Source organism: Modicisalibacter xianhensis, from assembly GCF_900113605.1.
GTDB lineage: Bacteria > Pseudomonadota > Gammaproteobacteria > Pseudomonadales > Halomonadaceae > Modicisalibacter > Modicisalibacter xianhensis.
The window spans coordinates 261111-287331 of record NZ_FOPY01000004.1 but is presented as its reverse complement, the minus strand read 5'-3'; the positions used below and the strand labels follow the sequence as shown (position 1 = coordinate 287331).

General features: G+C 60.5%; 23 protein-coding genes. 15 read left to right on the top strand and 8 right to left on the bottom strand.

Going from position 1 to position 26221, the window contains the following annotated elements; all coding sequences use genetic code 11:
• Positions 1-60 precede the first annotated feature (60 nt).
• Complete coding sequence (gene nspC, locus BM194_RS06345) at positions 61-1233, bottom strand: carboxynorspermidine decarboxylase (RefSeq protein WP_092844863.1); 1173 nt, start codon at positions 1231-1233, stop codon at positions 61-63.
• Positions 1233-2438, bottom strand: a complete 1206-nt coding sequence (locus BM194_RS06340) for a saccharopine dehydrogenase family protein (protein WP_092844861.1) — start codon at positions 2436-2438, stop codon at positions 1233-1235. The genes nspC and BM194_RS06340 overlap by 1 nt, the downstream gene beginning before the upstream one ends.
• 336 nt (positions 2439-2774) lie before the next feature.
• Between BM194_RS06340 and BM194_RS06335 the strand changes: the two genes are divergently transcribed.
• From BM194_RS06335 to BM194_RS06325, 3 genes are all read left to right on the top strand, one after another.
• Positions 2775-5135 (top strand): DNA polymerase II, encoded by a 2361-nt coding sequence (locus BM194_RS06335; RefSeq protein ID WP_092844859.1) that lies wholly within the window; start codon positions 2775-2777, stop codon positions 5133-5135.
• Positions 5136-5197: 62 nt separating this feature from the next.
• Complete coding sequence (locus BM194_RS06330; protein ID WP_092844992.1) at positions 5198-5737, top strand: DUF421 domain-containing protein; 540 nt, start codon at positions 5198-5200, stop codon at positions 5735-5737.
• Complete coding sequence (locus tag BM194_RS06325; protein WP_092844857.1) at positions 5737-6477, top strand: alpha/beta fold hydrolase; 741 nt, start codon at positions 5737-5739, stop codon at positions 6475-6477. The genes BM194_RS06330 and BM194_RS06325 overlap by 1 nt, the downstream gene beginning before the upstream one ends.
• A gap of 12 nt (positions 6478-6489) precedes the next feature.
• On the opposite strand, the gene thiI is transcribed toward BM194_RS06325, so the two are convergent.
• Positions 6490-7992 carry a tRNA uracil 4-sulfurtransferase ThiI gene (thiI, locus tag BM194_RS06320; protein WP_244890891.1) on the bottom strand — a complete coding sequence of 501 codons (1503 nt, stop codon included), beginning with the start codon at positions 7990-7992 and terminating at the stop codon, positions 6490-6492.
• Positions 7993-8036: 44 nt separating this feature from the next.
• The gene (locus BM194_RS06315) at positions 8037-8657 is read right to left on the bottom strand and encodes a rhomboid family intramembrane serine protease (protein WP_092844855.1); all 621 of its coding nucleotides are present in this window, start codon (positions 8655-8657) and stop codon (positions 8037-8039) included.
• A gap of 273 nt (positions 8658-8930) precedes the next feature.
• On the opposite strand from BM194_RS06315, the gene BM194_RS06310 reads away from it, so the two are divergent.
• Both BM194_RS06310 and BM194_RS06305 read left to right on the top strand, forming a co-directional pair.
• Positions 8931-10541 carry a BCCT family transporter gene (locus BM194_RS06310; RefSeq protein ID WP_092844853.1) on the top strand — a complete coding sequence of 537 codons (1611 nt, stop codon included), beginning with the start codon at positions 8931-8933 and terminating at the stop codon, positions 10539-10541.
• A 91-nt stretch (positions 10542-10632) separates the two neighbouring features.
• Entirely contained in the window at positions 10633-12105 is a 1473-nt protein-coding gene (locus BM194_RS06305; protein ID WP_340148071.1) for a phospholipase D family protein, read from the top strand.
• Between the two features lie 3 nt (positions 12106-12108).
• On the opposite strand, the gene BM194_RS06300 is transcribed toward BM194_RS06305, so the two are convergent.
• Positions 12109-13173, bottom strand: coding sequence for a serine hydrolase domain-containing protein (locus tag BM194_RS06300; RefSeq protein WP_092844851.1), 1065 nt, complete (start codon positions 13171-13173; stop codon positions 12109-12111).
• A 95-nt stretch (positions 13174-13268) separates the two neighbouring features.
• Between BM194_RS06300 and BM194_RS06295 the strand changes: the two genes are divergently transcribed.
• The 3 genes from BM194_RS06295 to BM194_RS06285 are packed head-to-tail and all read left to right on the top strand — an operon-like array spanning position 13269 to position 15325.
• The gene (locus BM194_RS06295; protein ID WP_092844849.1) at positions 13269-13733 is read left to right on the top strand and encodes a tellurite resistance TerB family protein; all 465 of its coding nucleotides are present in this window, start codon (positions 13269-13271) and stop codon (positions 13731-13733) included.
• Entirely contained in the window at positions 13730-14677 is a 948-nt protein-coding gene (locus tag BM194_RS06290; RefSeq protein WP_092844847.1) for an aldo/keto reductase, read from the top strand. The genes BM194_RS06295 and BM194_RS06290 overlap by 4 nt, the downstream gene beginning before the upstream one ends.
• A gap of 12 nt (positions 14678-14689) precedes the next feature.
• Positions 14690-15325 carry a DUF6064 family protein gene (locus BM194_RS06285; protein ID WP_092844845.1) on the top strand — a complete coding sequence of 212 codons (636 nt, stop codon included), beginning with the start codon at positions 14690-14692 and terminating at the stop codon, positions 15323-15325.
• Positions 15326-15344: 19 nt separating this feature from the next.
• Here the strand turns inward: BM194_RS06285 and BM194_RS06280 are convergent, their stop codons facing one another.
• On the bottom strand, positions 15345-16259 hold the full coding sequence (locus BM194_RS06280) for a YihY/virulence factor BrkB family protein (protein ID WP_092844843.1): 915 nt from the start codon (positions 16257-16259) through the stop codon (positions 15345-15347).
• A gap of 307 nt (positions 16260-16566) precedes the next feature.
• Here BM194_RS06280 and BM194_RS06275 point away from each other — a divergent pair, with 307 nt between their 5' ends.
• The 5 genes from BM194_RS06275 (at position 16567) to BM194_RS06260 (ending at position 20892) form a co-directional block, all read left to right on the top strand.
• Positions 16567-18660, top strand: a complete 2094-nt coding sequence (locus tag BM194_RS06275) for a putative bifunctional diguanylate cyclase/phosphodiesterase (protein ID WP_092844841.1) — start codon at positions 16567-16569, stop codon at positions 18658-18660.
• 82 nt (positions 18661-18742) lie between these two features.
• Positions 18743-18889: a hypothetical protein gene (locus BM194_RS20420; protein WP_244890890.1), complete on the top strand. Its 147-nt coding sequence runs from the start codon at positions 18743-18745 to the stop codon at positions 18887-18889.
• A 26-nt stretch (positions 18890-18915) separates the two neighbouring features.
• Positions 18916-19881 carry a magnesium/cobalt transporter CorA gene (gene corA / locus BM194_RS06270; protein ID WP_092844839.1) on the top strand — a complete coding sequence of 322 codons (966 nt, stop codon included), beginning with the start codon at positions 18916-18918 and terminating at the stop codon, positions 19879-19881.
• 49 nt (positions 19882-19930) lie between these two features.
• A complete protein-coding gene (locus BM194_RS06265; RefSeq protein WP_092844837.1) occupies positions 19931-20527 on the top strand; it encodes an exopolysaccharide biosynthesis protein in 597 nt (198 codons plus the stop codon).
• Positions 20528-20541: 14 nt separating this feature from the next.
• Positions 20542-20892 carry a HopJ type III effector protein gene (locus BM194_RS06260; protein WP_092844835.1) on the top strand — a complete coding sequence of 117 codons (351 nt, stop codon included), beginning with the start codon at positions 20542-20544 and terminating at the stop codon, positions 20890-20892.
• Between the two features lie 22 nt (positions 20893-20914).
• On the opposite strand, the gene BM194_RS06255 is transcribed toward BM194_RS06260, so the two are convergent.
• Positions 20915-22672 (bottom strand): diguanylate cyclase, encoded by a 1758-nt coding sequence (locus BM194_RS06255; RefSeq protein WP_177223358.1) that lies wholly within the window; start codon positions 22670-22672, stop codon positions 20915-20917.
• Between the two features lie 204 nt (positions 22673-22876).
• Here BM194_RS06255 and arfB point away from each other — a divergent pair, with 204 nt between their 5' ends.
• The gene (gene arfB, locus BM194_RS06250) at positions 22877-23290 is read left to right on the top strand and encodes an alternative ribosome rescue aminoacyl-tRNA hydrolase ArfB (protein ID WP_092844831.1); all 414 of its coding nucleotides are present in this window, start codon (positions 22877-22879) and stop codon (positions 23288-23290) included.
• A gap of 314 nt (positions 23291-23604) precedes the next feature.
• The gene (locus BM194_RS06245) at positions 23605-24690 is read left to right on the top strand and encodes a coiled-coil domain-containing protein (RefSeq protein WP_092844829.1); all 1086 of its coding nucleotides are present in this window, start codon (positions 23605-23607) and stop codon (positions 24688-24690) included.
• Between the two features lie 95 nt (positions 24691-24785).
• On the opposite strand, the gene BM194_RS06240 is transcribed toward BM194_RS06245, so the two are convergent.
• Positions 24786-26108 carry an erythromycin esterase family protein gene (locus tag BM194_RS06240; RefSeq protein ID WP_092844827.1) on the bottom strand — a complete coding sequence of 441 codons (1323 nt, stop codon included), beginning with the start codon at positions 26106-26108 and terminating at the stop codon, positions 24786-24788.
• Between the last annotated feature and the right edge of the window lie 113 nt (positions 26109-26221).

Below are 26221 nucleotides of genomic sequence, written 5' to 3'. Positions count from 1 at the left end.
TAGCCCGCCTGGCCGCCGGGTGCATCCGTGGGGCGGCCGCTAGCCTGCCCCACGAACGGTTCAACTCAAGCGCTGCATGTAATCCACGTAACCGAAGGTCTTGACCGTGCGCACCTCGCGGCTCGTCTCGTCGACTCGGCAGATCGACGGCAGGCGGATGCCATTGAAGGTGGTGGTCTTGACCATGGTGTAGTGAGCCATGTCGGTGAACACCAGTCGGTCGCCGATCTCGAGCGGCCTGTCGAACGAGTAATCGCCGATCACGTCGCCGGCGAGGCAGGTCATGCCGCCCAGCCGGTAGGCGTGAGATTTCTCGCTCGGCATGCCGGCGCCGATGATCTCGGGCCGGTAGGGCATTTCCAGCACATCTGGCATGTGCGCGGTGGCGGAGGTGTCGAGGATGGCGATCGGCCCGTCATTGTCGACGATGTCCAGCACGCTGCATACCAGGTATCCGGTATTCAGCGCGATGGCTTCGCCCGGCTCCAGGTAGACCTCGAGGTGCGGGTAGCGCGCCTTGAAGTCGCAGAGTAGCCGTACCAGTCGTTCCACATCGTAATCGGGGCGGGTGATGTGGTGCCCGCCACCGAAATTCACCCAGCGCATGCCCGGCAGATACTCGCCGAACTTCTTCTCGAAGGCGGCCAGCGTAGCTTCCAAGGCGTCGCTGTTCTGCTGGCACAGCGTGTGAAAGTGCAATCCGTCCAGGCCGTCCAGCACCTCTGCATTGACATGCACGGCTCGGGTACCGAGCCGTGAGCCGCGTGCGCAGGGGTCGTAGATGGCGACCTCGCCCGTCGAGTGCTCGGGGTTGACCCGCAACCCGCAGGAGACGGTGCGCGGCGCCGATGCGACCTTGTCGCGAAAGTGGCGCCACTGGCCCGGCGAATTGAAGCTGATGTGGTCCGCGTAGCGCAGCACCACGTCCATCTCGGGCTCGGTGAAAGCCGGCGAGTAGACGTGGACCTCGCCGCCGAAGGTCTCGGCGCCGAGGCGTGCTTCATCCTGTCCGCTGGAGGTCGTGCCCACCAGATACTGGCTGACCAGCGGGAAGGTATCCCACATGGCGAAGCCCTTCAGGGCGAGCAGGATCTTCGCCCCGCTACGCACCTGGACCTCCTTGAGGAGTTCCAGGTTGCGACGCAGCAGGGCGTCGTCGACCACGTAGGCCGGCGACGGACAGGCCCCGATGTCAAACGGGTATGCGTCGGACGGGTAAGTCGTGTCCGCCATCACTCGTCTGCCAGCGGGTCGTCATCGGGATCGAGTTCGACCATCTGCCACGGCAGGCCCATGTCGCCGATGCGCTCCATGAACGGGTTGGGATCGAGCTGTTCGACGTTGAACACGCCTTCGCCCTTCCATATGCCCTGCAGCATCAGCATGGCGCCGGTCACGGCTGGCACGCCGGTGGTGTAGGAGATCGCCTGTGACTTGACCTCGCGGTAGCTCGCCTCGTGATCGCAGATGTTGTAGATGTACACCTTGCGACGCTTGCCATCCTTGATGCCGTCGAGAATCACGCCGATGTTGGTCTTGCCCTTGGTGCGCGGGCCGAGCGAGGCCGGGTCGGGCAGCACAGACTTGAGGAACTGCAGCGGCGAAATCTTGCAGCCCTCGACCTCGATGGGCTCGATGCTGGTCATGCCGACGTTCTCGAGCACCTTGAGGTGGGTGATGTACTTCTCGGAAAAGGTCATCCAGAAGCGGATGCGCTCAAGCCCCTTGATGTTTTGGGACAGCGATTCCAGCTCTTCATGATAGAGCAGGTAGATGTCCTTCTCGCCGATGCCATCGAAGTCGAACTTGCGCTTCTCGGCCAGCGGCGCGGTTTCCTTCCACTCGCCTTTTTCCCAGTAGCGGCCATTCGCGGTGATCTCGCGAATGTTGATTTCCGGGTTGAAGTTGGTGGCGAACGGGTAACCATGGTCGCCGCCATTGGCATCCAGGATATCGATGCGGTGAATCTCGTCGAACAGGTTCTTCTGGGCGTAGGCACAGTAGATGTTGGTCATGCCGGGGTCGAAGCCGCAGCCCAGCGTGGCCATGTTGCCGGTCTTGGCGAAGCGCTCCTGGAACGCCCACTGTTCCTTGTACTCGAACTTGGCCTCGTCCGGGTGTTCGTAGTTGGCGGTATCCAGGTAGGGCACGCCGGTACGCAGGCAGGCTTCCATGATGGTCAGGTCCTGGTAGGGCAGGGCCACATGGATCAGCACGTCAGGCTTGAACGACTCGATCAGCGCGACCAGCGCCTCGACGTCATCGGCGTCGACCTGGGCTGTCTGGATGGGACGGTCCAGTTGGTCCGCGATCGCCTTGCACTTCGCTTCGTTGCGACTGGCCAGACAGATCTCGTGGAACACCTCGGGGTGCTGCGCGCACTTGTGAGTCACGACACCACCGACGCCGCCGGCGCCAATAATCAAGGCTTTGCTCATGCGTTCGCCTCCAGAAGGATGAATTCAACAGTGGTCGAGTCCAGGCTGTGCCCGAAAGCAAGCTGCGCTTGCCATCCGCTCAGACACACAGCCTAGTCGGAAGTGAGCGACGGACGCACGTCCGGTCGGTATTCACTCCGGTCATGGCCTCACCCGGCCCCGAGGAGCCTGGCAAGAGGGCGCCGATAATGCGCAACTCAGGGGCCAGGCTCAAGTCTTTTTCGCTAACAATGTAAATATCGCTTATTGAGATTCGATGACCGGAGCTGTGTCCATTGCGACAAGCTTGGCGATACCCATTACCATGGCGGAAATGCGCTCCACTGAAAGAGTCCCGTGCAGCAAGGTTTCGTCCTGACCCGCCATTGGCGCGATACGCCCCAAGGCACCGAGGTGTCGTTCTGGCTGGCAACCGATACTGGTCCGCGTCATGTCCGGTTGCCGGTACAATCCTCGGTGGCGTTCGTGCCAGCCGAGCAGCGTGCCCTGGCCGAGCGAGTGCTGGAAGCGGAGCGCGACGTCGAGCTTCGCCCGCTCGAGCTGTGCGATTTCCAGCATCGCCCAGTGCTTGGCCTGTACTGCCGCCAGCATCGCCTGCTCATTCACCTGGAGCGGCGCCTGCGCGAGGCCGGCGTGGATGTCTACGAGGCCGATATTCGCCCGCCCGAGCGCTACCTGATGGAACGTTTCATCACCGCGGCAGTGACCTTTACCGGGCAAGAGAGGGCGGTTGACGAGTTGATCGAGGCGCAGCTCAAGCCGGCACCGGAGTATCGCCCGCGGTTGTCGCTGGCGTCGCTGGATATCGAGACCAGTGAGCGTGGCGAGCTGTATTCCATCGCGCTGGAAGGGTGTGGTCAACGCCAGGTCTACATGCTGGGGCCAGTGAGCGGGCCGCGCAGGGGGGAGGCGGTCGATTTTTCGCTGGACTATTGCGAGAGCCGTGAGGAGCTGATCGAGCGGCTCAATGACTGGATGGCCCACTTCGACCCCGATGCCATCATCGGCTGGAACGTGTTGCAGTTCGACTTGCGGATCCTGCAGCGCCATGCAGAGGCGCTGGGTGTGCCCTTGCGACTGGGCCGAGGTGGCGAGCCCATGGAATGTCGCGTCCACGGCAGCAATGCCAACCATTTCTTTGCATCGGTGCCGGGACGACTGGTCATCGACGGTATCGAGGCGCTGCGCTCCGCGACCTGGAGCTTCGAGTCATTCAGCCTGGAGCATGTCGCACAGGCGCTGCTGGGCGAGGGCAAGGCCATCGATAACCCTTACCAGCGCATGGACGACATCAACCGCATGTTCGCCGAGGACAAGCCGGCATTGGCGCGCTACAACCTCAAGGACTGCGAACTGGTCACGCGGATCTTCGCGCATACCGAGCTGATCGCCTTCCTGCTCGAGCGAGCCTCCGTGACGGGGTTGCCCGTCGACCGCAGCGGTGGTTCGGTGGCCGCCTTCTCACACCTTTACCTGCCTCGCATGCATCGGCTCGGCTTCGTGGCTCCTGCCTTGGGCGAGCAGCGTGGCGAGAATAGCCCCGGCGGGTTCGTGATGGATTCACGCCCCGGCCTTTACGACTCGGTGCTCGTGCTGGACTTCAAGAGTCTGTACCCCTCGATCATTCGCACCTTCCTGATCGATCCGGTCGGACTGGTGCAGGGACTGGATGAGCCGGAAGACGATACGGTGCCTGGCTTTCGCGGTGCGCGTTTTTCACGTAAGCGCCATGCGCTGCCCGACATGGTGGCCCGGGTATGGGAGGGGCGTGAGACGGCCAAGCGCGAAGGCAATGCGCCACTGGCCCAGGCGCTCAAGATCATCATGAACTCTTTCTATGGTGTCCTGGGCGCACGTGGCTGCCGCTACTTCGACCCGCGACTGTCGTCATCGATCACGCTGCGCGGCCATGAGATCATGAAGCGCACCCGCGAGTTGATCGAAGCCGATGGTTATACCGTTATCTATGGTGACACTGACTCGACGTTCGTATGGCTGGGGCGGTCTCATGAGAATAGCGAGGCGGAGTGCATTGGTCAGGCTCTGGTGGCCCGTGCCAATAGCTGGTGGCAAGAATACCTTCAACAGGAATATGGTCTGGAGAGTGCCCTTGAGCTGCAGTTCGAGACGCACTTCGAACGCTTTCTGATGCCGACCATCCGCGGCGCGGAGGCGGGCAGCAAGAAACGCTACGCCGGACTGGTACGGGACGCCGACGGCGGCCAGCGGCTGGCTTTCAAGGGGCTCGAAGCCGTGCGTGCCGACTGGTCGCCGCTGGCAAAATTCTTCCAGCAGGAACTCTATCGGCGCGTTTTCCTCAACGAGCCCTGCCAGGAATTCGTGCGCGATTATGTCAGTCGCACCCTATCCGGTGAATATGACGAGCGGCTGATCTATCGCAAGCGCCTGCGTCGCCGACTCGCTGACTATCAGCGCAACGTGCCACCCCATGTGCGCGCGGCAAGACTGGCCGACGAATACAACGCCCAACTGGGCCGGCCGCGTCAATACCAGCAGGGTGGCTGGATCAGCTACGTGATCACCGTGAGTGGGCCTGAACCACTGGAGACGCGACGTTCGCCAATCGATTACCAGCACTACCTGAGCCGGCAACTCCAGCCGGTCGCCGATGCGATCCTGCCGTTCATCGGCGAGTCCTTCGAGGCGCTGATCGATCGTCAACTCGGTTTGTTCTAGCTAGATCGCCGTATCCGTGAACTACGCTACTTCTGACGGTAAATCAGGAGATGCGCGTGGAAATGATCTTGTTCGATAGCTGGCAGGCAATCTGGCGTACCGGCATTCTCGGCGTGCTCGCCTATGCGAGCCTCGTCCTGTTGTTGCGAATCTCGGGCCGGCGCACGTTGTCGAAAATGAACGCCTTCGACCTGGTCGTTACCGTGGCGCTGGGATCGACGCTGGCGTCGGTGATCCTCAGCAAGAGCGTCACGCTCAGTCAGGGCGTGGTAGCGTTTGGACTATTGATCGGGATGCAGTTCGTCGTGACCTGGACCAGCGTACGCGTGCGCTGGGTTCGTCGGCTGGTGACTGGGGAGCCGGCCTTGCTGTTCTACCGCGGCGATTACCTGTCTCAGGCCTTGAAACATGCACGGGTCACCGAGGCGGAGATTCGCGCTGCCATTCGTGCGTCAGGCGTGTCGACACTGGGCGAGGTTGAAGCCGTGGTGCTGGAAACGGATGGTTCGTTCAGCGTGGTTCAGCGGAGGGCAGATGACGAAGCCTCCAGCCTAAGCGATGTGGTGCGCCCGGGGCCGCACGAGGCGCCGAGGCACGTCTGATGGAGAAGCGCTGGATTGTGCTTCAGGGCCGCCCTCTGTTCTATCGATGCATCGTTGGCCAGTCACGCCAGGACCGGCTGCCGGTCGTATTCGTGCATGGATTGGGCGTATCCAGCCGATATTTCCAGCCGGTCATGCGCTGCCTGGCCGACACCTACGATGTCTACGCGCCGGACCTGCCGGGGCACGGGCATAGCCCGGCAACGTGCCGGACTCGCTCCATCGAATCGCTGGCCCAGGCACTGCTGGAATGGCTGGCAGCCATGAAACTCGGACCGGTCGTGCTGGCCGGACAGTCCCTTGGCTGTCAGGTAGTGGTCGAGGCGGCGTTGCGCCAGCCGGCGTGTGTCGACCGGCTGGTACTGATCGCACCCACCCTGGACCCGGCAGGGCGCAGTCTGCCCCGACAGGTGCTGCGTTTCGTGGTCGATATTCCCTTCGAACGTGTGGCTTTGGTGCCACGTGTGGCCTGGGATTACCTGCGCATGGGATGGCGATTCGTCCCTGAACTGCAAGCCATGTTCGCGTATGCCACCGAGGACAAGTTGCCAAGACTCAACCAGCCGCTGCTGCTGATGCGTGGCGAGTTCGATCCCGTCGCGCCGCGACGCTGGTTGGACGAAGCCGCGCGACGGCATGGTGCAGCTCAGGTGAAGGAGATTGCCGGTTGGGGACATGCCGTGCAGTTCAGTGCCCCTGGGCGCGTCGCTGAGGCGATGCGTCCGTTCCTGGTTTTCTGAAGGGAGGCCGAGTCAGGCGTGATAGACGCCGAACTGCGTCAGGCCTTTATCAGCCAGTTGAAGCGCCTGCATCCAGCTCATCCTGCCCTGAGTGCAGTAAAGCAGGTACCGTCGGTCGCGGGGCAGCGTCTCCGCGCGCTCCATCAGTTCGAAGAACGGAATCGCCAGCGGCCTGCCTCGCGGCAGCTCCAGCGGTTGGGCATCGCGTTCCTCGGGATGGCGTATATCGATCACGGTGATGTCATCCGAACTGCTCAGCGCTTCCCCGGAATCGAGTTCAGGAATATCGGGCAATGTCCTTGCTACATCAAGCAGCCGGTCTACTCGCGTCAGGGTCGATCCCGATACCGCAGCATCGAGTTCGGCGAAATCGAATGAGGCCTCGGCACGCTCGATCTTCCCCGCGCTGGGGCGCACGTTGGGGCGCTTGGAAATGATGCCGCAGTATTCCGGCATGCGTTCGGCAAAGCGCGCGGTATCGATGTGTCGGGCATCGGCAATGATGGCCTGCTTGTCGCTGGCGATCAGCGGTCGCAGGATAGGGCGCTCACTGACGGCATCGATCAATCCCAGGTTGGTGAGGCTCTGGCTGGATACCTGGGCCAGTGCATCGCCGGTAATCAGGGCAGGGATACGCGCCCTGGCCGCCACGCGATTGGCGGCACGCAGCATCATGCGCTTGAGAACCACGCCGGCAAGTCCCGTGGGCACGTTACGCTGGATCTCGTTGACCACACCTTCGAAAGGCACACTGACAAAATTGACCCGGTGCGAGGCACTGTAACGCTGCCAGAGATGATACACCACCTCACGCACGCCTTGTTCGTGGGCCGGCCCGCCAAGGTTAAAGAATACGAAATGCGTCTTGAGCCCCCGTCGCAGCAATTGCCAGGCGGCAACCGGCGAGTCGTACCCGCCCGAGATCAACGCCAGTGCCTCTCCCTGGGTACCCAGCGGGTAACCACCGAGTCCCGGCAGGCGCCGGGTGACCAGTACCAGTCGGTCATCTTTCAGTTCGACACGGACCTCGATGTCGGGCCGCTTGAGATCGACGGAGGCACCTTCGGTAGTCTCGAGCAGGACGCGACCCAAGTGGCGCTCAAGCTCTTCAGAACTGAAGGCATGACGACCGCGGCGCTTGACCCTGACGCGAAAGCGCCGGCCTGCCAGGGCGTCGCGCCACAGCGGTACCAAACGGGCAGCGGCCTCGTCGATGCCGACGAAATCGTGGGTCTCCACGACCTGCACTTCATGGATACCGGAAATTCGGGTCAGGCTGGCTTCCAGCGCCTCCTGGTCGACCGCGTCGAGTGTGTGGCGTGGTCGGACTTCAAGAGCATCCCAGCAATCGGCAACGCGTACGCCGGGGGAGATCCGCTCGAGTGCATTACGGATATTGGTACGTAGGCAGCGCACCATCTCCTGGCGAACCGGGCGTGACTTGATAGTGATTTCCGGAAACAGCTTTACTCGATAACGCATGCTACGGATGACGTTGGCGGGTGGGCACATCATGGTAACAAGTCATGCGCCATGCCTCCATGTGCCCACCTGCTCGCCTATGACAGCCCCAGTTGGTAGAGAAAGCGTGGCAGCGCCGAGGCATCCAGCAGCATGGTGATGATCACGCCGCCCAGTGCGCCGCCCAGGTGGGCTTCATGGGCCAGGCCGCCGGTGCGGTGGGGATCGCGGCGGCGCATGGCATACATGGAGATCGCCACGAAACCGATGGCGAAGACGATGGCGGGGATGGGTATGGCAAAGAAGATATACAGCATTTCGAAAGGCGCATAGAGGCAGAAGGCGAACACCAGCCCGCTGATGGCTCCCGAGGCGCCTACCGCCGAATACCGGGCATTGCGGTAATGAAAGATAAGAGAAAGACCGTGGGCAGCGAGATCCGAGCCAAAGTAGAGAATCAGATAGCCGACGGGTCCCAGCACGTATTCCAGCAACGGACCGAAGAAGTACAGCGTCAGCATATTGACCAGCAGGTGGGCGCCGTTGACATGCACGAAGCCGGCCGTCACCAGGCGATAGAACTCCCCTCGTCGAATCCGGTCGGGACGAAACGATAAGCGGTCGATGAGCTGGGGACGTCGCTGCAGTACGTACAGGCTGACGATCACGTTGACGATCAGCAGCACCAGGGTGATCGGGGCTTGGGTCAGGTCCAGCATGGCAGTCTCCGTTCAGGTGAGGGCTATCCATAGCGCCGTATCGATATCGACATCATGCCAGATTTGTCGTGCTTGTCGCTCTGCCACGACATGTTCGTTTACGTTCCCTTTACCGTCGCTGGTTGGACGCTGCCAGGGGAAGCAACCATGCTGAGTCTGGGCGTGATCTGAATACTCCCATGGTCAACAGCCGTTGGCTGACACGCGAGACGTTCGATATCGGCAACTGCCTGCAGTTCACAATGTAAAACAATCAGGAAGCGAGGTCGCCAAATGGAACAGCTAGCCAAGCGGCTCGGTTTGCGTACGGATCCCACCATCTTCTTTGTTTCAGCGGGGTGCATGATCGTCTTCCTGATCGCCCTGTTGGCTGCGCCCGAACAGATTCGCGACATTTTTGCCAGTGGTCGGTCGTGGATCGTCACCAATCTCGGCTGGTTCTTCATCTTTGGCGTGAATTCCTGGCTGATCTTTCTTCTTTACCTGGCGGCAAGCCGTCACGGGCGTATTCGCCTCGGTGGGCAGGACGCCAAGCCCGCGTATGGCAACCTTTCCTGGTTTACCATGCTGTTTGCCGGTGGGATCGGGACCGTGCTGATGTTCTGGGGCGTGGCCGAGCCCATTTCTCATTTTTCCAACCCGCCATACGATGAGGTCGAGCCCTTCACGGTCGAGGCCGCGCGAGACGCGATGGGCTTCTCGATCTATCATTTGGGGCTGCACACCTGGACCATCTTCACGCTGCCCGGCCTGGCTTTTGCCTATTTCATCTATCGTTATGAATTGCCGGTCCGCGTCAGCTCGGTGTTCTATCCGCTCTTGCATGACCGAATTTACGGTCCGATAGGCAAGACGATCGATATCTTCGCTGTGCTGGGCACCCTGTTCGGCGTGGCGGTGTCGGTCGGTCTCGGCACATCGCAAATCAACGCCGGACTGACGGAGCTGACCGGTGTTTCCGACTCGGTGGTCTCCAAGGTCATCATCATTACTGTCCTGACCAGTGTCGCCGTCACCTCGATCGTGGTGGGCCTCGACAAGGGGGTGAAGCGCTTATCCAACATCAATATCGGCATGGCCACGGCATTGATGATCTTCGTGCTGGTTACCGGGTCGACCGTTTTCCTGTTGCGAGGCATCGTCGAGACAGTCGCCATCTACGGCTCCAACCTCGTTCCGATGGCGTTCTGGAACGACATGCTGGCGCAATACACCTCGGAAAACGGGGGCTGGGGCTGGCAAGGTAACTGGACGGTCTTCTACTGGACCTGGACCGTGTCCTGGTCACCGTTCATCGGCATCTTTGTCGCGCGTATCTCCAGGGGGCGGACCATTCGTCAGTTCGTGCTCGGTGTGCTTTTCGCACCGTCGCTGTTCACCCTGGTCTGGTTTGCCATCTTCGGCTGGTCTGCCATGGAGATCGATGGTATCGGTGCCGAAGCGCGTGCCGCGCTGGGAGAGCAGGCCGGCGCATTATCCGCGGCGGTGGAGGAGAGTGTGCCGTTGGCAATGTTCGCGTTTTTCGAGCATTTTCCCTTCACGACCTTGATTCAGGGCTTGGCGGTCGTCATCGTGGCCATCTTCTTTGCCACGTCGTCGGACTCCGCGTCACTGGTCGTCGACATGCTATGTACCGGTGATGCCGACCCCGGCCCTGTGCGTCAGCGGGTCTTCTGGGGCGTTTCCGAGGGGGTAGTGGCGGCCATGCTCATCGTGCTGGCGGGCGAAGCCGGGCTGAATGCCCTGCAGCAGGTCATCACGGTACTTGGCTTCCCGATCTTCCTGCTGGTTTTCGCAATGGTCTTCGCCTTGCTACGGGCATTGGGCAGTGAAAGCATCAGCAAGACCCAGGTGGCCGAGCCTCCCCGCGTGGATGAACTGTAGGGCTGCGCGCTTCCTGTTCGTTGAGCGACACATCGCCGATAGCGCGTATACTGCGCACCAGCGGCAACAACGGAACGGGTAGAGGTGCAGTGTGACCAGTGGCAATACGGTAGCCAATGAACTTGCGGGCAAGCGGCGCGGATGGCTGCGCCCTTGGTTGCTTCTGCTGCTTGCCGCTTATCTTGGCATGGCCATTTATCAGGCGTTCAAGCCATTGCCCGATGGGATCAGTGTCGCCTCGCCATTGCTGCCGGTCTCCGACGTGGCTTTCCTGGCGGACGTCACCTATCTCGACGCCGCGGGCAATCGTCAATCCGAACAGGCCATCTTCGATGAAATGCTGCGCCTGATCGGCCAGGCCAAGCGTCTGGTGGTGCTGGACATGTTCCTGTTCAATGACTTTGCCGGCGAGGCGAACGGGGACTACCGACCGCTGTCGTCACAGCTCGCGCGTGCCTTGATCGACCGCAAGGCACAAATGCCGGGCCTGGAAGCGGTGGTCATTACCGATCCACTCAATACGATGTATGGCGGGCTGACACTCGAGCATTTCACGGCGCTGCGTGCCGCCGGGGTCAAGTTGATCACGACCGATCTCACCCAATTGCGCGCCTCCAACCCGGCCTGGTCGGGAGTCTGGTACTGGTGCTGCCAGTGGCTGGGCAACACAACCGAGGGCGGTTGGCTGGACAATCCGCTGGGGCCGGGGCAGGTGACACTGCGCAGTTACCTGACCATGGTCAACTTCAAGGCCAATCATCGCAAGACATTGGTTGTTGATGTCGATGATGGTTGGGCCGGGATGGTGACCTCGGCCAATCCCCACGATGCCAGTAGCAGCCATGGTAATGTTGCCTTGCGCTTCCAGGGCCCGGCCGTGGCGGAGTTGCTCGAGAGTGAGCGTGCCGTGGCGCACCTGTCTGGGGGCGACATCGATTTCGATCCGCTTCAGTTGCGCGGGTCGGTGGTGCCCGAGGGGCCGCGCATGCAGGTGCTGACCGAAGGCAACATTCGCGATGCCCTGGTCATTGCAGTGCAGAGTGCCGAGCCGGGCGATCGCATCGATATTGCCACATTCTATCTTGCGCACCGCGATCTGATCGATGCGCTCAAGGAGGCGCAAGCCCGCGACGTAGAAATCAGGGTCGTGCTCGATCCTAACAAGGACGCCTTCGGTTTCGAGAAATCGGGCATACCCAACCGGCCGGTCGCGGCCGAACTGCACGAGGCAGGCATTCCGGTGCGCTGGTGTGCCACCAATGGTGAGCAATGCCACGCCAAGGTGTTGCTCAAGCGTTCATTGAGCGGTGACGCCGTGCTTTATCTCGGCTCGGCCAATTTCACGCGACGTAATCTCGACGATCTCAACCTGGAAACCAGCGTGCGTCTGGTCGCCTCGAAGAACACGCCGGCAATCGCCGATGCCGCGCGCTGGTTCGAACGCTATTGGCACAACCCCGAGGACCAGCGGTTAAGCGTGCCTTATGCCACCTATGCTGACGAGTCGCGCTGGCGCTACTGGCAGTATCGGCTGATGGAAGCAACCGGTCTCTCGACGTTCTGACCCTCAGCTCTTCGTGAACCGGGCATCCTGTGCGGCAGGAATCAGGACTTCGGCGACGATGGCTTCCAGCTTTTCCAGATAGCTTTGCCCTGGCGACGGCGGGGTGGGGTTGGAGGTCATCACCACGCTCAAGCCAACCTCGGGGATGATATACAGCATCTGGCCCGCATACCCCCAGCCGTAATAGACGTCTTCGCCAGCCAGTTCGGTGATGAACCAGCCATAGCCATACTGATCATGGTTGAAGACCGAGCGCGTGCGCGGCGTCCATGATGCCTCGATCCATTCTCGGGACAGGATGCGTTCGTCATCGAGGGTGCCGCCCTGTCGATACATCTCGCCGAACCGGAGGATGGCGAGCGGTGACAGCGCCATCTCGTTGCCTCCCATGTAGATGCCCTGAGGGTCCTGCGTCCAGGGCGGTATGGCGATATCCAGCGGCTCTCCCAGCCAATCCTGGGCAAGGGCGTGGGTGTCGCGGCCGGTAGTGAGTGTCAGTGCGGCGGATAGCAGGTGGGTATTGCCGGTAGAGTAGAGCATGCGTCCGCCGGGCTCGGCGACGAACGGGCGCGTCAGGACATAATCGATCCAGTTGTCGCTGGCCACCCAGGCGCCGTAGTTCGGGCCCGAGGTGCGTTCCAGGCCGGCCTGCATGGACAGCAGGTTGCCCACCGTGATGTTATCGATGCGTGGGCTGGCCTCGTCAGGTATGCGTGTGTCCAGGAGGTCGACGATCGGCTGGTCGACGCCTTCGATCACGCCGCGCTGGATTGCGATACCCACCATGGCGGACATGAGGGTCTTTGCCAAGGACTTGATATTGGCCGGCTCGCTGAGGCTCTCCCCCTTGGCGGTATATTCGATGACTTTCTCGCCCTGATGTGCCACTACCAGGCTATGCAGGCGCGGCAGTGCCGCCGCTCGCAATGTGGCGTCATCGATGGCTGAGCGAGGCAGGCCGGGCGTGGCGTCCTGGCCCCAGGCCACCGGGGCGATCAGTACACCCCCGGCTAATAGGCAACATAATCCCCAATGGCGTGACAATAGACGACGCGTGATGACAGGCATGGCGCTTCCTTCGTTGGCGAACCTTTCGTCCCGATGCGGTCCAATGGCGTGAGGCCGCCAGCGCGGCCATCCTGATAATAAGGGTAGGAGGTCCGATGCTTGATGCCATTCAGCAGTTCTTCACTCGCACCTTGGCGCCTCAGGACGATGCGAATCGCGCCCTGACTTTGGAACTGGCGACCGCTGCGCTGCTGTGCGAGGTGGTCAGGGCCGACTACCAGACGGAGCCGCAGGAACTCGATACGCTGCGCGACATGCTGCAGTCACGGTTTTCCCTGAACCGTGCGGCAGTCGACGAGCTGATGGAACTGGCAGCCGCGGAGGCCGACCAGGCCGTCGACCACTTCCAGTTCGTGCGCCTGGTCAACGAGCATTACGACTATGTCGACAAGGTCGAACTGGTCGAGTTGATGTGGCGCCTGGCGTATGCCGATGAGCAGTTGGACGCGCTCGAGGAACACCGTATCCGCAAGTTGGCCGATCTGCTGTTCGTGCGCCATAGCGATTTCATTCGCACCAAGTTGCGCGTTCAGGAGGGGCGCGGCGGAGCGCAGACATGACCGGCATATTCCCGCCCCTGACCCGGCGTGGTTTTCTTGGGGGACTAATCGGCACTGGGGCTGCCGCGGCCCTGGGCTGGACGCCGTGCGTGCCGGCACAGCAAGGCGAGCGCGGCGAGCCCTTGATGAAGCCGATTCCTGCCACGGGAGAACGGATTCCGGCAATCGGCATGGGCACCTGGATCACCTTCAATGTGGGCGAACTGGCGAGCCTGCGAGCGCAGCGCGCCGAGATCGTGGCCGAGTTGTTCGCTCGGGGTGGGCGGATCATCGATTCGTCGCCCATGTACGGCACTTCGGAGGCCGTGGTGGGATATTGCCTGGATCAGCTCGACGAACCGGATGACCTGTTCGCCGCGACCAAGGTCTGGACGCGCATGGCGGATCGCGGGGCGGCCCAGATGGCTGAGTCGCGTCGGCTATGGGGTGTCGAAACGTTCGATCTGATGCAGATACACAACCTGGTCGACTGGCAGACCCACTTGCCCCGACTGCTGGACGACAAGGACCAGGGGCGCTTGCGCTACATTGGCATCACCACCTCGCACGGGCGACGCCACGCGGAATTGATGTCGATCATGCGTAACGAGCCCATCGATTTCGTGCAACTGACTTACAACATCCTCGATCGCGAGCCCGAGAAAGACATCCTGCCCCTGGCCAGGGAACGTGGCATCGCAGTGATTGCCAACCGTCCGTTTCGCCAGAAGCGGCTGATTTCGCGTTTCGAGAATGCACCGTTGCCGGAATGGGCAAGCGAGATCGATTGTGCCAACTGGCCACAGTTCCTGCTCAAGTTCATCGTCTCGCACCCGGACGTGACCTGCACGATTCCTGCCACCACCCGAGTCGATCACATGCGCGAGGACACGGGCGCAATGTATGGGCGTCAACCCGATCAGGCAATGCGTGAACAGATGGTCCGTTATGTCGAGCGGTTGTAGCGGGGCCTGATCATGCTGCCCTATTCCCCAGAGATACTCTTTGCCATCTACGCGCAGTTCAATCAGGTGGTGTGGCCGGCTCAGTTGGGTTTCACTCTGCTGGCGCTGGTCTTGATGCTGCTGGTTGTCAAAAGGCCAGAAAGTGCCACTGCTGCTCGCATGGTCAATGGCTTTCTGGCACTGGCCTGGGCCTGGACGGGGGTCGGCTTTCATCTGGTGCATTTCGCGCCGTTCAATTTCGCCGCGCCTTACTACGGGGCGCTGTTTCTTATCCAGGCTGCACTGTTTGCCATTGCCGCTCTCAAGGCGAGCCCGCGCTATCGCCTGGCGCGTGGCTTGCCAGGGGGGGCCGGCGTGGGGTTGCTGGGGTATGGCCTGTTCGGCTACCCGTTGGTCGATGCGGCACTGGGGCAGACATGGCAGAGCCTGCGTTATTTTCCCATGGCGCCGGGGGCGACACTGCTGGTCACCTTGGGCGGATTGCTGCTGGCTACAGGGCGTGTCACCTACCTGCTGTTCGCCGTGCCCGTATTGTGGGCCCTGATCGCCGGTGTATTGGCATGGTGGCTGGGACTGGTACAGGATGCCGTACTTCCCGCAGCCGGCCTGATATCTCTGGCAGTGCTTGCGTACCGTTCACGTAGCTAAACTCGCTGGCGTTGATGGCTCAGCGCGGCCGGCTGGGATCGCAATACCAGGGCAGCCCCGCCTTGGCGCTGCGCTCGAGCTCAGCGATCACCTGCGCGCCGAGCAGCAGGATGATCGAGCCGATTTCCAGGCTCAGCAGCACCACGATGATGGTGGCCAGGGAGCCGTAGACCGCGTTGACCAGCGAGATGTTGGCGAAGTAGTACACCAGCACCAGCCTGACCACTTCCCATAGCAGTGCCGCCACGAAGCCGCCAATCAAGGCACGGTAGTAGCCGATGCGTACCACCGGCATGACCTTGTAGATGGCACTGAATAGCAGGAACATGCCAAGAAAGCTGAACAGGTTGAGCAACGCCGTGGCGAGTTGTGCCGAATGCAACTCGATGCCGAACAGCGCGATTATCAGCGAATTGAAGGCGTTGGCCAGCACCACGAGCAGGGCCAGGGCGAGCAGGCCGGCGCCAAGCATGACCATAAACGCGTAAGGTAGCAGCACGGACACCCAGAAACGTCGCCTGGCAGGGTCTTCTGGCTGGTGGAAGATCAAGCTGATCGAATCCTCCAGCATGCGGAAAGCAAAGGAGCTGAAGAACAGCAACACCAGTGTCCCGACGATGCCGACCACATCTCGGGAGTCGAGCAGGGTTCGCACCGAGTCCAGAATCACGTCGGCATGGGTAGGAGCCAAGTGACGAGCCTGAACCGTGATGATGGCCAACAGTTGCTGCTCTTGCACGATATGGGTCAGCAATACGCACAGCACCGCAAACAGCGGTACCGCCGAGAGCAGCACGCTGTAGCCGACCCCGCCGGCAAGCAGGATGCCACGATTATGGAAGAAAGCGCCCAGCACGCGCAGGATAAAGCGCATGAGATGCGGGATAACCTTGCGGAAGGGGCGCTCTTTCGGGGCGTGGTCGCGTATGGGCATCAATGGAATCCGTGGTTTCGTATGTCGGGTCGACTATGTAACTCGGGGATGGAATTATAGTGGCCGCCGTTCACCGCACCTTGCAAATGGCAATTTCGACGAGGCCTGTCAGCCTGTTCCAGCCTACCCGACAGCGTTTTTCCTGCCGATGCCAGTCCTGGCCGCCTGGCGCATAGCCAGGACTGGCCAGGTTAAAGTTCTCTCGGCAGGGGCCGTTAATCCGGAGGAACATCCAGCATTGACTGCGTCTCGGCCTTGCCTGTGTCTCGATGCCGGTTTCCTTTGGTGGTCTCTCGGGTAGTCTCCCATGAATGAAATGCATGGCTCTTATGACCTGGCGCTGGTTGTGCTGTCCTACGGTATTGCGGCCATTGCCTCGCTGACAGCGCTGGACCTGGCAGGCCGCATACGCGTCAGTGAAGGGGTGGCAACGCATGTCTGGCTGGCCGGTGGCGCCTTTGCCATGGGAACCGGAATCTGGGCAATGCATTTCATCGGCATGTTGGCACTGAACATGCCTGTGTCGTTCGGCTACGACATGTCATTGACTTTCGTCTCGCTGACCGCCGCCATCCTGGCTTCGGCCTTGGCGCTTTCCATTGTCCAGTCGGGCGCACTTGCGATGCGCCGACTGGCGTTTGGCGGCATCGTCATGGGGACGGGCGTATGCCTGATGCACTATGTCGGCATGGAAGCCATGCAGACCCAGGAAGCGCTGACCTATCGCCCGCTGCTCTTCGCAATCTCGGTGCTGATTGCAGTGTCTGCCTCGGTGGTCGCGCTGTGGCTGGCTTTCCGTCTCAATTCGGGCATGACAGGACGGCGTTCGCCATTCTGGCAGCGTGGCATAGCGGCACTGGTCATGGCGAGCGGGATTACCGGCATGCATTACACCGGGATGGCTGCCGCCATTTATCCTCCCGGCGTCATGCACGAGACCTCGGGAGGCGTATCGCCGGACCATTTGGCGGTAATGGTGGCACTGGTCTCGACCTGTATCATGCTCGCCGCACTGATGATGTCCATCTACGATGCCCACCTTTCCTCGAGAACGGCGCGCCTGGCCGATTCCCTGCAACGAGCCAACCGTGAACTCAAGGACATGGTCTACCGGGACCAGTTGACCCAGTTGCCCAATCGACTGCTTTTCGAGGAACGTCTTGATGGCCAGCTGGTTCAAGCCGCTGGCGAACGTAGCGGGTTCGCAGTGTTCTTCGTCGATCTGGATCGGTTCAAGACGGTCAATGACTCGCTCGGGCATCATGCCGGCGACGAGCTGATCAAGCAGGCGGCCTCCCGCCTGCAGGCAGCGGTACGCGAAACCGACACGGTAGCCCGGGTCGGAGGCGACGAGTTCATGGTGATCACCGGCACCGGCACACACCGCGAGGTGATCACGACATTGGCCGAGCGCATCGTCAGCTCGTTTGGCAAGCCGTTCCAGATCGACAATACCATCGTGCGGGTATCGTCCAGTGTGGGTATCAGTCTCTATCCCGAGCATGGCCGGGACAAGCACGAGTTGATGATTCATGCCGACGCGGCCATGTACTGCGCCAAGGACATGGGACGCAACAACTTCCAGTTCTTCGAGCAGGGCATGTCGTCGGTCGCAGAGCGGCGGGCGCTGCTCGAGAGTCGACTGCGCCTGGCCATCGACAATGACACTCTGATGCTGGCTTACCAGCCCAAGGTCAACGTCGTCACCGGCCGCATCACGGGTGTCGAGGCCCTGTTACGCTGGCATGACGCCGAGTTGGGGGTCGTGTCACCCGACGAACTCATTCCTGTGGCCGAAGATACCGGGCTCATCCTGCCCATCGGCGAATGGGTGTTGCGTACGGCGTGTCGTCAGTCGAAGGCCTGGTACCGGGAGGGACACGACCTGCTGCCGATGGCTGTCAACCTGTCGGCCATCCAACTCAACAACCGCAACTTCGTGACCGTGGTCAGGAATGTCCTCGGCGAGACGCATTTTCCGCCGCACTATCTCGAGCTCGAGCTGACCGAGAGTGCAATCATGCAGAATCCCGATCATGCGCTGCTGATTCTGCGCGAACTGCGCGAGTTGGGTGTCGTGCTGTCCATTGACGACTTCGGTACCGGTTACTCGAACCTGTCGCAGCTTAAACGTTTTCCCATCAATCGCTTGAAGATCGACCGCTCCTTCATGGCTGGCGTGGTGTCAAACAACCAGGACGCCGCCATCGTCAAGGCAGTCGTTGCGCTGGCGCACAGCCTCAACCTGGAAATCATCGCCGAGGGGATCGAGACAGAAGAACAATTGGCATTCATCCGTCAGCTTCAGGGACACCAGTACCAGGGTTACCTGTGCAGCAAGGCGTTGCCCGCCAAGGAGCTTAGCGCTTTCCTGTCCACCCGCGAGGCTCTCGAGACATAACCTTTTCCCGTTTGCGTCTAGGCTAATGTATGCTGCATTTCATATGTAGGATACGGCATGGCCTAATCCTATCCGCGATGTGTTGCTTCTCTTCCTAATGGCCATCCTCGAGAATGTTGGCTACCGTCAGCTCAACACGCTGTGGCGCTTTCGTGGCATGTGGCAATGGTTTGCGCGGCGCAAGCATCAGTGGGGGCAGATGCGTCGTAGCGGGCAATGGGGACAGTAGCTATTTACGAAATGAGATAAGCGGCCATGATCGTCAACTGCGTGGTGTACCAGGACGGCCGACGTCTCCGCGATATCGAGGTAGCGGACGTCGCCGATTATCTGGGCCAGCCTAATTGCTTTGTGTGGGTGGCGCTGGCCGATCCTGCTCCCGGTGAGGTGGAGCATATGCAGAAGGTCTTCTCGCTGCATGCGCTGGCGGTCGAAGATACGCTGCATGGCAATCAACGTCCCAAGATAGAGGAGTACGGCGAGTGCCTGTTTGCCTTCATGCGTACCTTGAGCGTACATGACGGCGAAATCGACCATGGGGAAATGTCGGTTTTCGTCGGGGCGGATTACATCCTATCGGTCCGCAGCCAATCACAGCAGGACTTCCGTAACGTGCGGGCACGCTGTGAGCGCGAGCCACATCTGCTCAAGTTGGGACCGTCCTTTGTGCTTTATGCCCTGATGGATGCGGTGGTTGATCGCTACTTTCCCGTCGTCGAAGCGCTGGAATCGGAGCTGGAAACCATCGAGGAGAGTATTTTCGTCAAGAATGCGGCTCGCGAGAACATTGAGCATCTCTATCAGCTCAAGCGCAAGGCGACCCAGGTCAAGCATACTGTCACACCGCTGGCCGAGGCACTGGTGCATCTGTTCGGGGGCAGAGTGCCGACGCTGAGCGTCAACACCCAAGAGTACTATCGGGACGTATACGACCATCTGCATCGTATCGAAACCGCGATTGACTCGATGCGCGATACCATCGTCACTGCCATCCAAGTCAACCTCTCCATGGTAGCCATCGATGAAGGCGAAGTGCACAAGCGCCTGGCTGCATGGGCTGCCATCTTTGCGGTGGCAACGGTACTGGCCGGAATATGGGGAATGAATTTCGAGCATATGCCGGAGCTGGACTGGAAACTCGGCTACCCTATGGCCTTGGGGCTGATGGGGGTGGCCTGTGGTGGGCTGTACTATCGGTTTCGCAAGGCTGGCTGGCTCTGAGCCGTGGATGGTTAAGAAAGAGGAGCGTTATCAGTGCAAGCGGTGAGTCATGGATGATGACACACAGCAGTTCGATGGACTGACGCAGTTAATAGAGCATTTGGATAATTCGACCCGGGGTGTCGAACGGGTCAGCCTGAGCCTGATCGTGGAAACGGTCGGTAGCCGCTCGTTCGGGCCTTTGCTGTTGATTGCCGGCCTGATCACCCTGGCACCGCTGATTGGCGATATTCCGGGTGTCCCCACTGTCATGGGAATTCTCGTGCTGCTGGTCTCAGGGCAGTTGGTTGTCGGACGACGGCATTTCTGGCTGCCTCAATGGTTACTCGAGCGTTCGGTGGACGGGGGCAAGTTCACGCGAGGCATACGCTGGATGCGCCGTCCGGCCCGAGGCATCGACAAGCTGCTCAAACCGCGCCTGGTGAGGCTGGTGCGAGGCCCGGGAATTCTCACTGTCGCGGCGACGTGCAGCCTGATTGCGCTTGGCATGCCGCTCATGGAGGTGGTTCCCTTTTCCGCCAATGGCGCAGGGGCCGCCCTGACGTTGTTCGGGTTGGCACTGATCGCACGTGATGGTCTACTGGCCTTGATCGGCTTCATGCTGGTCACGGGAACGGCCGGTTTCATCATTTATCAATTGAGTTGAGAACGAGACATGTCATGACCCTCGATGCCCTGATAGCTGCCATCGAAACTGCACCCGATCGCGTCGAGTTCGATGACACGCAGCAAGTCATCGAGGCGAATTATCGCTATACGCCGACCGGCTTCCGCAATGGTCCCCTGGAAAATGCGCCCGGCGAGAACGCCGGCTCGTGCCGAATCTTCGCCTTCGCCAGGCGCCATGGCCTCAGCGAGAGCCAGACGCTGCACTGTTTTGGCCGCTTCTATCGGCAGGACGTGTTGAGTGATCCGACTGGCGAAGGTCATCGCAACATTCGCCAATTCATGCAAACGGGATGGCAGGAAATCGCCTTCGACCGCGATCCACTGACGCCCTTGGCGATGTGAGCACAGTGGCTTCGGGCGGCACTCATGTGGCGGTTTGATACACGGTCGTACAGTTGCGGCTGCTGACCTTGCCCTGATAGAGCGCCTCATCTGCCTGGATCATCGCTTCCTGCAACGACAACTGGTGTTCGGCGGTCAGGACCGGGGTCAGGCCGATACTCAGCGTATGCACGATGCGCTGGTCGCGATAAACGGTCGGTATTCGGCAGAATGCCTGGCGAATGCGCTCGGCGGTGTCCAGGGCCGCCTGCTGGTCGCGGGCCTGGAACAACATGGCGAACTCTTCGCCACCGAGGCGCACGCAGGCATCGCTGTCCTGGCAATATTGCCTGAGCAGGCCCCCAAGTTTCTGCAAAATGTGATCGCCGGCAAGGTGCCCATAGGTATCGTTGAGTGCCTTGAAGTGATCCAGATCGATCATCAGCAGAAAGACCGGTACTCCGTCGCTTTCGAAGCGTCGTGCCATGAGGTCGTATTGCTGGGCCAGCAGTCGCCGGTTGCCGAGTTGGGTCAATGGATCGTGGTTGGCCAGTCGCAGCGCCTGGCGACGATCCTCCTCGCGTGATCGCAGGCGTTCGCCCAGTGCCACCAGCAGGAACAGCGACTCCAGCAGACTGCCGATCTGCGTATAGATCAAGGCGTCCATGCCCCAAGGCAGCAGCTTGGTATAAGCGCTTACCAGGCTGATCACCAGCCCCAGCGAATAGATCAACCAGGCGAGGGCAAACCAGCGCGCGTAGACCAGTCCCTTGCGATAGGCGAACCAGCCCAGAGCGGGCAAGAGGAGCAACGGCAGGGTCAGGCTACCGTAGGCAATATGCAGAACCACATCATAATCACCAAGCAAGCGTAACCCGATCGCCAATATCATGACGGCCTGCAATCCATACATCAGCCGATCGATACGCGGAAAATACTCGCTGGTATGAAGGAATCGACGGGTGAACTGGAAGGTGACGATGACGAACAGCAGATAGCTAATGTGGCATCCCTCATTATGCCAGTAGGGCAGGTGGGGAAAGAGGTATTGATAGGCGAATCCGTTGATCTGGGCCCACATGGCCCCGCTGATGATTAGAAATAGCGCGTAGTAGAGATAGGTCGATTCGCGCATGACCAGCGCAAAGAGCAGGGCAATCAGGCAGAGCGCCAGAATCATCCCGAAGTAACTGCCGAACAGAAGGTATTCTTTGTGTAGACGTTGTACGAACGCCTGGTGCTCCCAAAAGTGAACGTTCAGACTGACCGAGTCCGCCTTGTCGTAATCCAGGCGCAGGTAGACATCGCTCCAGCCCCCGGCCGGTGTCGTATGCGCAAAGGCCAGCTTGCGATAATCCAGAGGGCGTGCATCGAAGGGACCCCGGTCCGTCATGGCGATAGTGTGCGGTGACTTTCCGTCATCCATCACATAAGCGGTCACGTTGTCGAGGTAGGCCGTCTCGTGATGCATGACCCAGCGGCGATCCTGGTGGCTGCTGTTTTGCAGACGAACGTGTATCCAGTACGTGCGTGAACTGATGCCCTGATTGACGCTCCTGTCAGTGAGTGGCTGAAAGTCGCGACCGATGACTTCCGTCAGGGAGGAGCGCGTGTCGGTCACGAGATAGCTGGCTGGTGCGCGTAATAACTGATGTTGCAGGGTGCCGATTTCGATGCTGTCAGGCTCGCCAGCCTTGACGAGTGCCGATGACAGCCAAAGCAGGAGTAGGGCGAGTGCCCACTTGGCCACCTTGAATGAAGGGCAAGCGTTCTTCCAACCCGGGGGCGTTCTTCTTTGCACAGGCACGGCCTCGTCAGTAGCGCGCCAATGGCGAGCCGACGCTGATTGTCTCTCAGCGCCTGGCAAGATCAATGGTTCCATGGCTTCATCGTTCAACGCTCGAGACCTTGAGCCAAGCCTGACAAGGTGCTTTCGGGGCAGGCAAGTGGCGCCGATGACATCTGTCATTGCAGGTTGGCAAATCATACTGAGGAGTCAGGCAGGATGCTGCAGGTATCACGGAAAATTGCCATTCCCGACCACGAGATCGAGATGCATGCCGTGCGTGCACAGGGCGCCGGCGGCCAGAACGTCAACAAGGTATCTTCGGCGGTACATCTGCGCTTCGATATCGCTGCGTCCTCGTTGCCGGAAAAGTACAAGCAACGCCTGGCGGCACTGAACGACCAGCGCATCACCAAGGAGGGTGTCCTGATCATCAAGGCACAGGCCTATCGCACCCAGGAAAGGAACCGTGAGGATGCGCTGGAACGCCTGCGCGAGTTACTGGTGAAAGTGACCCGTGAGCGAAAGAAGCGCATTCCGACCAAGCCTACCCGTGCAGCCAAGCGACGTCGCCTGGAAAGCAAGGCGCGCAAGGGTGAGCGCAAGTCGTTGCGGCGCAAGATCGACCATTGAGTAAGCCCAACGGCTTGAACCTGGCCCGTGACAGGCTAAGGTTTGTGTAAGGGGAAGCGAAGCCCCTGTAACCGGGTTTTCCGTGTTTCCAGGCAGTGCGTCTTTTTGCTGCTGAAAAGTAACCCTTTGCAAAGTGCTGCAGACCCGTTCGCGAACGCTTCCATCGTCTGGTCCGGCATGACGCAATACTTTACTTGGCGGCATGGTCCAGTATGGAGCGGGATCGCGGTCGGTACAGAGCCGACCTGCACCTATGCCACGGTCTCGCCTGGCCACGGAGCCCACCGACAAGTCGAACTGAAGGAGAACGTTTCATGGCAGAATCCTCGCCGGACCAGCCCAATAATTCCAATCAGCCATTCAAGGACAATCGGGTCCGCGCTGTCGTCATTGTGGCCATCATTGCGGTGATCGTTGCGATATACATTGCTTCCAGTGCCAGTTCTCAGGAGGAGGAGTGGAATACACAACGCGCTTCGCTGGAAGAGCGGATATCCACGCTGGAGAGTGACAACCAGAACTTGCGTGATCGGAATGCCGAGTTCGAAGAGATCTACTCCAGTGTCGAGAACGCACAGAGCGAATACGCCTCGCTGCAGAGCAACATCGGCAATGCCGAAACCCGGATGAACGAACTGCAGACCCAGATCGGTGAGGCGGAAGGCCAGTTGTCTGAGCGCCAAGGCCAGGTTGAGGAAGCCAACCAGCAACTGCAGTCCCTGCAGAACCAGGTTCAGCAGGCCCAGGCCAACCTTGACGAGGTTTCGGGGCAAGCGCAGGCCGCAGAAGAGCGTCTGCGCAATGCGCAAACCGAACTGCAGGATGTGCAGGATCGTACTGCCGAGCTCGAAGGCCAATATGCGGAGCTTGAAGAGAAGGTGAGCGCCCGCAATGAGCGCCTGAATACGCTGGAAGAGCAGATTTCTCAGCGTGAATCGGAGTTGGCGGAACTCGAGGGCCAACTGGCGCAGACACGCGAGAACCTGGAACAGGAGCGCCAGGCGTTGTCCCAAGCTCAGCAGCAGCAGGAGCAGGTCGCGTCACAGGTTCAGCAGGCCGAGCAGCAGCTACAACAGTTGGAATCCCAGATCCAGGCACGTGTCGAGCAACTGTCGGCCTTGCAGGAGCGTATTGCCGACGTGCAGCAGGAACTGTCCCGTATCGCTGCGATGCAGGACACCTTGTCCGAGCTGAGCCAGAGTGTCGAGGCCGCGACCCAGGGACAGACCGGGAGCCAAGGTGGCAGTGACCAGCAGTCCAGCAACCAGGGTGGCAGTGACCAGCAGTCCAGCAACCAGGGTGGCAGCGACCAGCAGTCCGGCAACCAAGGTGGCAGTGGTCAACAATCCGGTGCTCAATGGGGGACGAGCGGTGCCGTTTCCGAGCAATCCAGCCAGTAACTAGCGACGATTCGCCTCGTCATGATGAAGCCGGCCACTGTGGGCCGGCTTTTTCTTGGTTCCAGAGAAGTGTCATCTCAGTTAGCACTGATGGGTCAGACCCCGAAAGGGTAGGTGTCGGGGATGACCTCGGGGCGCCATAACTCGCCTTTTTCGAATGGCTCGACGGCAGTCGTCTCGTCGAGGTGGAATACGGCATCGAACTGGCTGGGCAGCGAGGCCTGAAAATAATGGCTCTGGCGCTCCGTTTCGGGCCGATAGATGACTCCAATAGCCCGCTCCAGACGAATCTCTCGTAACGGCGCGATACGTTCGCCGGTGAGCGGCAGGTAGAAACGATCCAACCCGCTCTCGTGAAACAGGCGCTCATAACTACCCTCGAGCGACGGACGTACCCAGCGATGCTCGACGGGGCCATCCCAATCCTGGGCTGCCGAAACGTAGCCGGTGTGAGTGGTGAAGCCGACCAGAAACACGTTATCGGCGCCAAAGCGCTCCCGAGCCAGTTGGCCGACATTATGCTGATGGCGAGCCCAGCCCATTTCGGTACTGCTGGCATCGCCCAGGTGGGAATTGTGGGCCCAGACGATCAATTTGCCCTGGTCGCCATGGTTGCGAAGGTGCTGGCGCAACTCGGCCAGGGTATCGGTCATGTGGTCGTCGCGAAGGTTCCAGGTATCGACCCGTGAGCCGAACATGGCGCGATAATAGGCCTCGGCATTGATCACGACCCGCGCATTCTGCTCGGCAAAGAACTGCTCGTCGGCCGCACTACGACCATCCTCACGCAAATACTGGGTCGATTTCTCCAGCAGGTCGGCCAACAGGCGCACAGCCGCATCTTCGCAACTCTGGTTGATGCCGAAGGCAGCATTACGCCCGTAACGGAAGGGGTCGTCGGTGTGATCGAGGCAGGCATAGCCTTCACGGGCCAGCTTTGCCTGCGCGGGGTCGGTGCCTTCCAGATAATCGATCACCGCCTCGGCCGAGCGATGCAGGCTGTATACGTCCAGCCCATGGAAACCGACCTGCTGGTCCCTGTCGCGCCCGGCATTGTGCTGGTGCAGCCAAGCCAGGAAATCGCGCACTTCATGGTTACGCCACATCCATTGCGGAAAGCGCTGGAAATCCGCAAAGGCCTCAATCAACGTGTCGTCGCTGTCATGGCGGGCATAGCGGTTGAGTCGCAGTGCATCGGGCCAGTCGGCTTCGACGACCACGGCCTCGAAGCCTTTCTCCTCGATCAGGCGGCGGCTGATGTCGGCCCGCATGCGATAGAACTCCTGTGTGCCGTGCGAAGCTTCGCCCAACAATACGATGGGACGGTCGCCGATCTGCTCCAGCAGGGCATCGTAGTCGCTGCGAGTGCCTTCAAGTGGCAAGGCCACGTTGTGTATGCTTTCGAGTGGCGTCGTCATGCGATTTCCTCCCTGAGACATGCGTCGATGTCTTGTGACTCTAGACAACCGCAATGGCTGCGTGAGCCGCTATTCGGTATCGAAATGTAGAGAGGGGGCGTACTACCCTGATA

Coding starts and splice junctions, on each gene's coding strand:
- BM194_RS06245 (WP_092844829.1), top strand. CDS start 23,605: ATGGCAGAATCCTCGCCGGACCAGCCCAATAATTCCAATCAGCCATTC.
- BM194_RS06260 (WP_092844835.1), top strand. CDS start 20,542: ATGACCCTCGATGCCCTGATAGCTGCCATCGAAACTGCACCCGATCGC.
- BM194_RS06330 (WP_092844992.1), top strand. CDS start 5,198: ATGATCTTGTTCGATAGCTGGCAGGCAATCTGGCGTACCGGCATTCTC.
- nspC (WP_092844863.1), bottom strand. CDS start 1,233: ATGGCGGACACGACTTACCCGTCCGACGCATACCCGTTTGACATCGGG.
- BM194_RS06300 (WP_092844851.1), bottom strand. CDS start 13,173: ATGCCTGTCATCACGCGTCGTCTATTGTCACGCCATTGGGGATTATGT.
- BM194_RS06275 (WP_092844841.1), top strand. CDS start 16,567: ATGAATGAAATGCATGGCTCTTATGACCTGGCGCTGGTTGTGCTGTCC.
- BM194_RS06295 (WP_092844849.1), top strand. CDS start 13,269: ATGCTTGATGCCATTCAGCAGTTCTTCACTCGCACCTTGGCGCCTCAG.
- BM194_RS06325 (WP_092844857.1), top strand. CDS start 5,737: ATGGAGAAGCGCTGGATTGTGCTTCAGGGCCGCCCTCTGTTCTATCGA.
- BM194_RS06290 (WP_092844847.1), top strand. CDS start 13,730: ATGACCGGCATATTCCCGCCCCTGACCCGGCGTGGTTTTCTTGGGGGA.
- thiI (WP_244890891.1), bottom strand. CDS start 7,992: ATGATGTGCCCACCCGCCAACGTCATCCGTAGCATGCGTTATCGAGTA.
- BM194_RS06340 (WP_092844861.1), bottom strand. CDS start 2,438: ATGAGCAAAGCCTTGATTATTGGCGCCGGCGGCGTCGGTGGTGTCGTG.
- BM194_RS06240 (WP_092844827.1), bottom strand. CDS start 26,108: ATGACGACGCCACTCGAAAGCATACACAACGTGGCCTTGCCACTTGAA.
- BM194_RS06315 (WP_092844855.1), bottom strand. CDS start 8,657: ATGCTGGACCTGACCCAAGCCCCGATCACCCTGGTGCTGCTGATCGTC.
- BM194_RS06280 (WP_092844843.1), bottom strand. CDS start 16,259: ATGCCCATACGCGACCACGCCCCGAAAGAGCGCCCCTTCCGCAAGGTT.
- BM194_RS06265 (WP_092844837.1), top strand. CDS start 19,931: ATGGATGATGACACACAGCAGTTCGATGGACTGACGCAGTTAATAGAG.
- arfB (WP_092844831.1), top strand. CDS start 22,877: ATGCTGCAGGTATCACGGAAAATTGCCATTCCCGACCACGAGATCGAG.
- corA (WP_092844839.1), top strand. CDS start 18,916: ATGATCGTCAACTGCGTGGTGTACCAGGACGGCCGACGTCTCCGCGAT.
- BM194_RS06285 (WP_092844845.1), top strand. CDS start 14,690: ATGCTGCCCTATTCCCCAGAGATACTCTTTGCCATCTACGCGCAGTTC.
- BM194_RS06310 (WP_092844853.1), top strand. CDS start 8,931: ATGGAACAGCTAGCCAAGCGGCTCGGTTTGCGTACGGATCCCACCATC.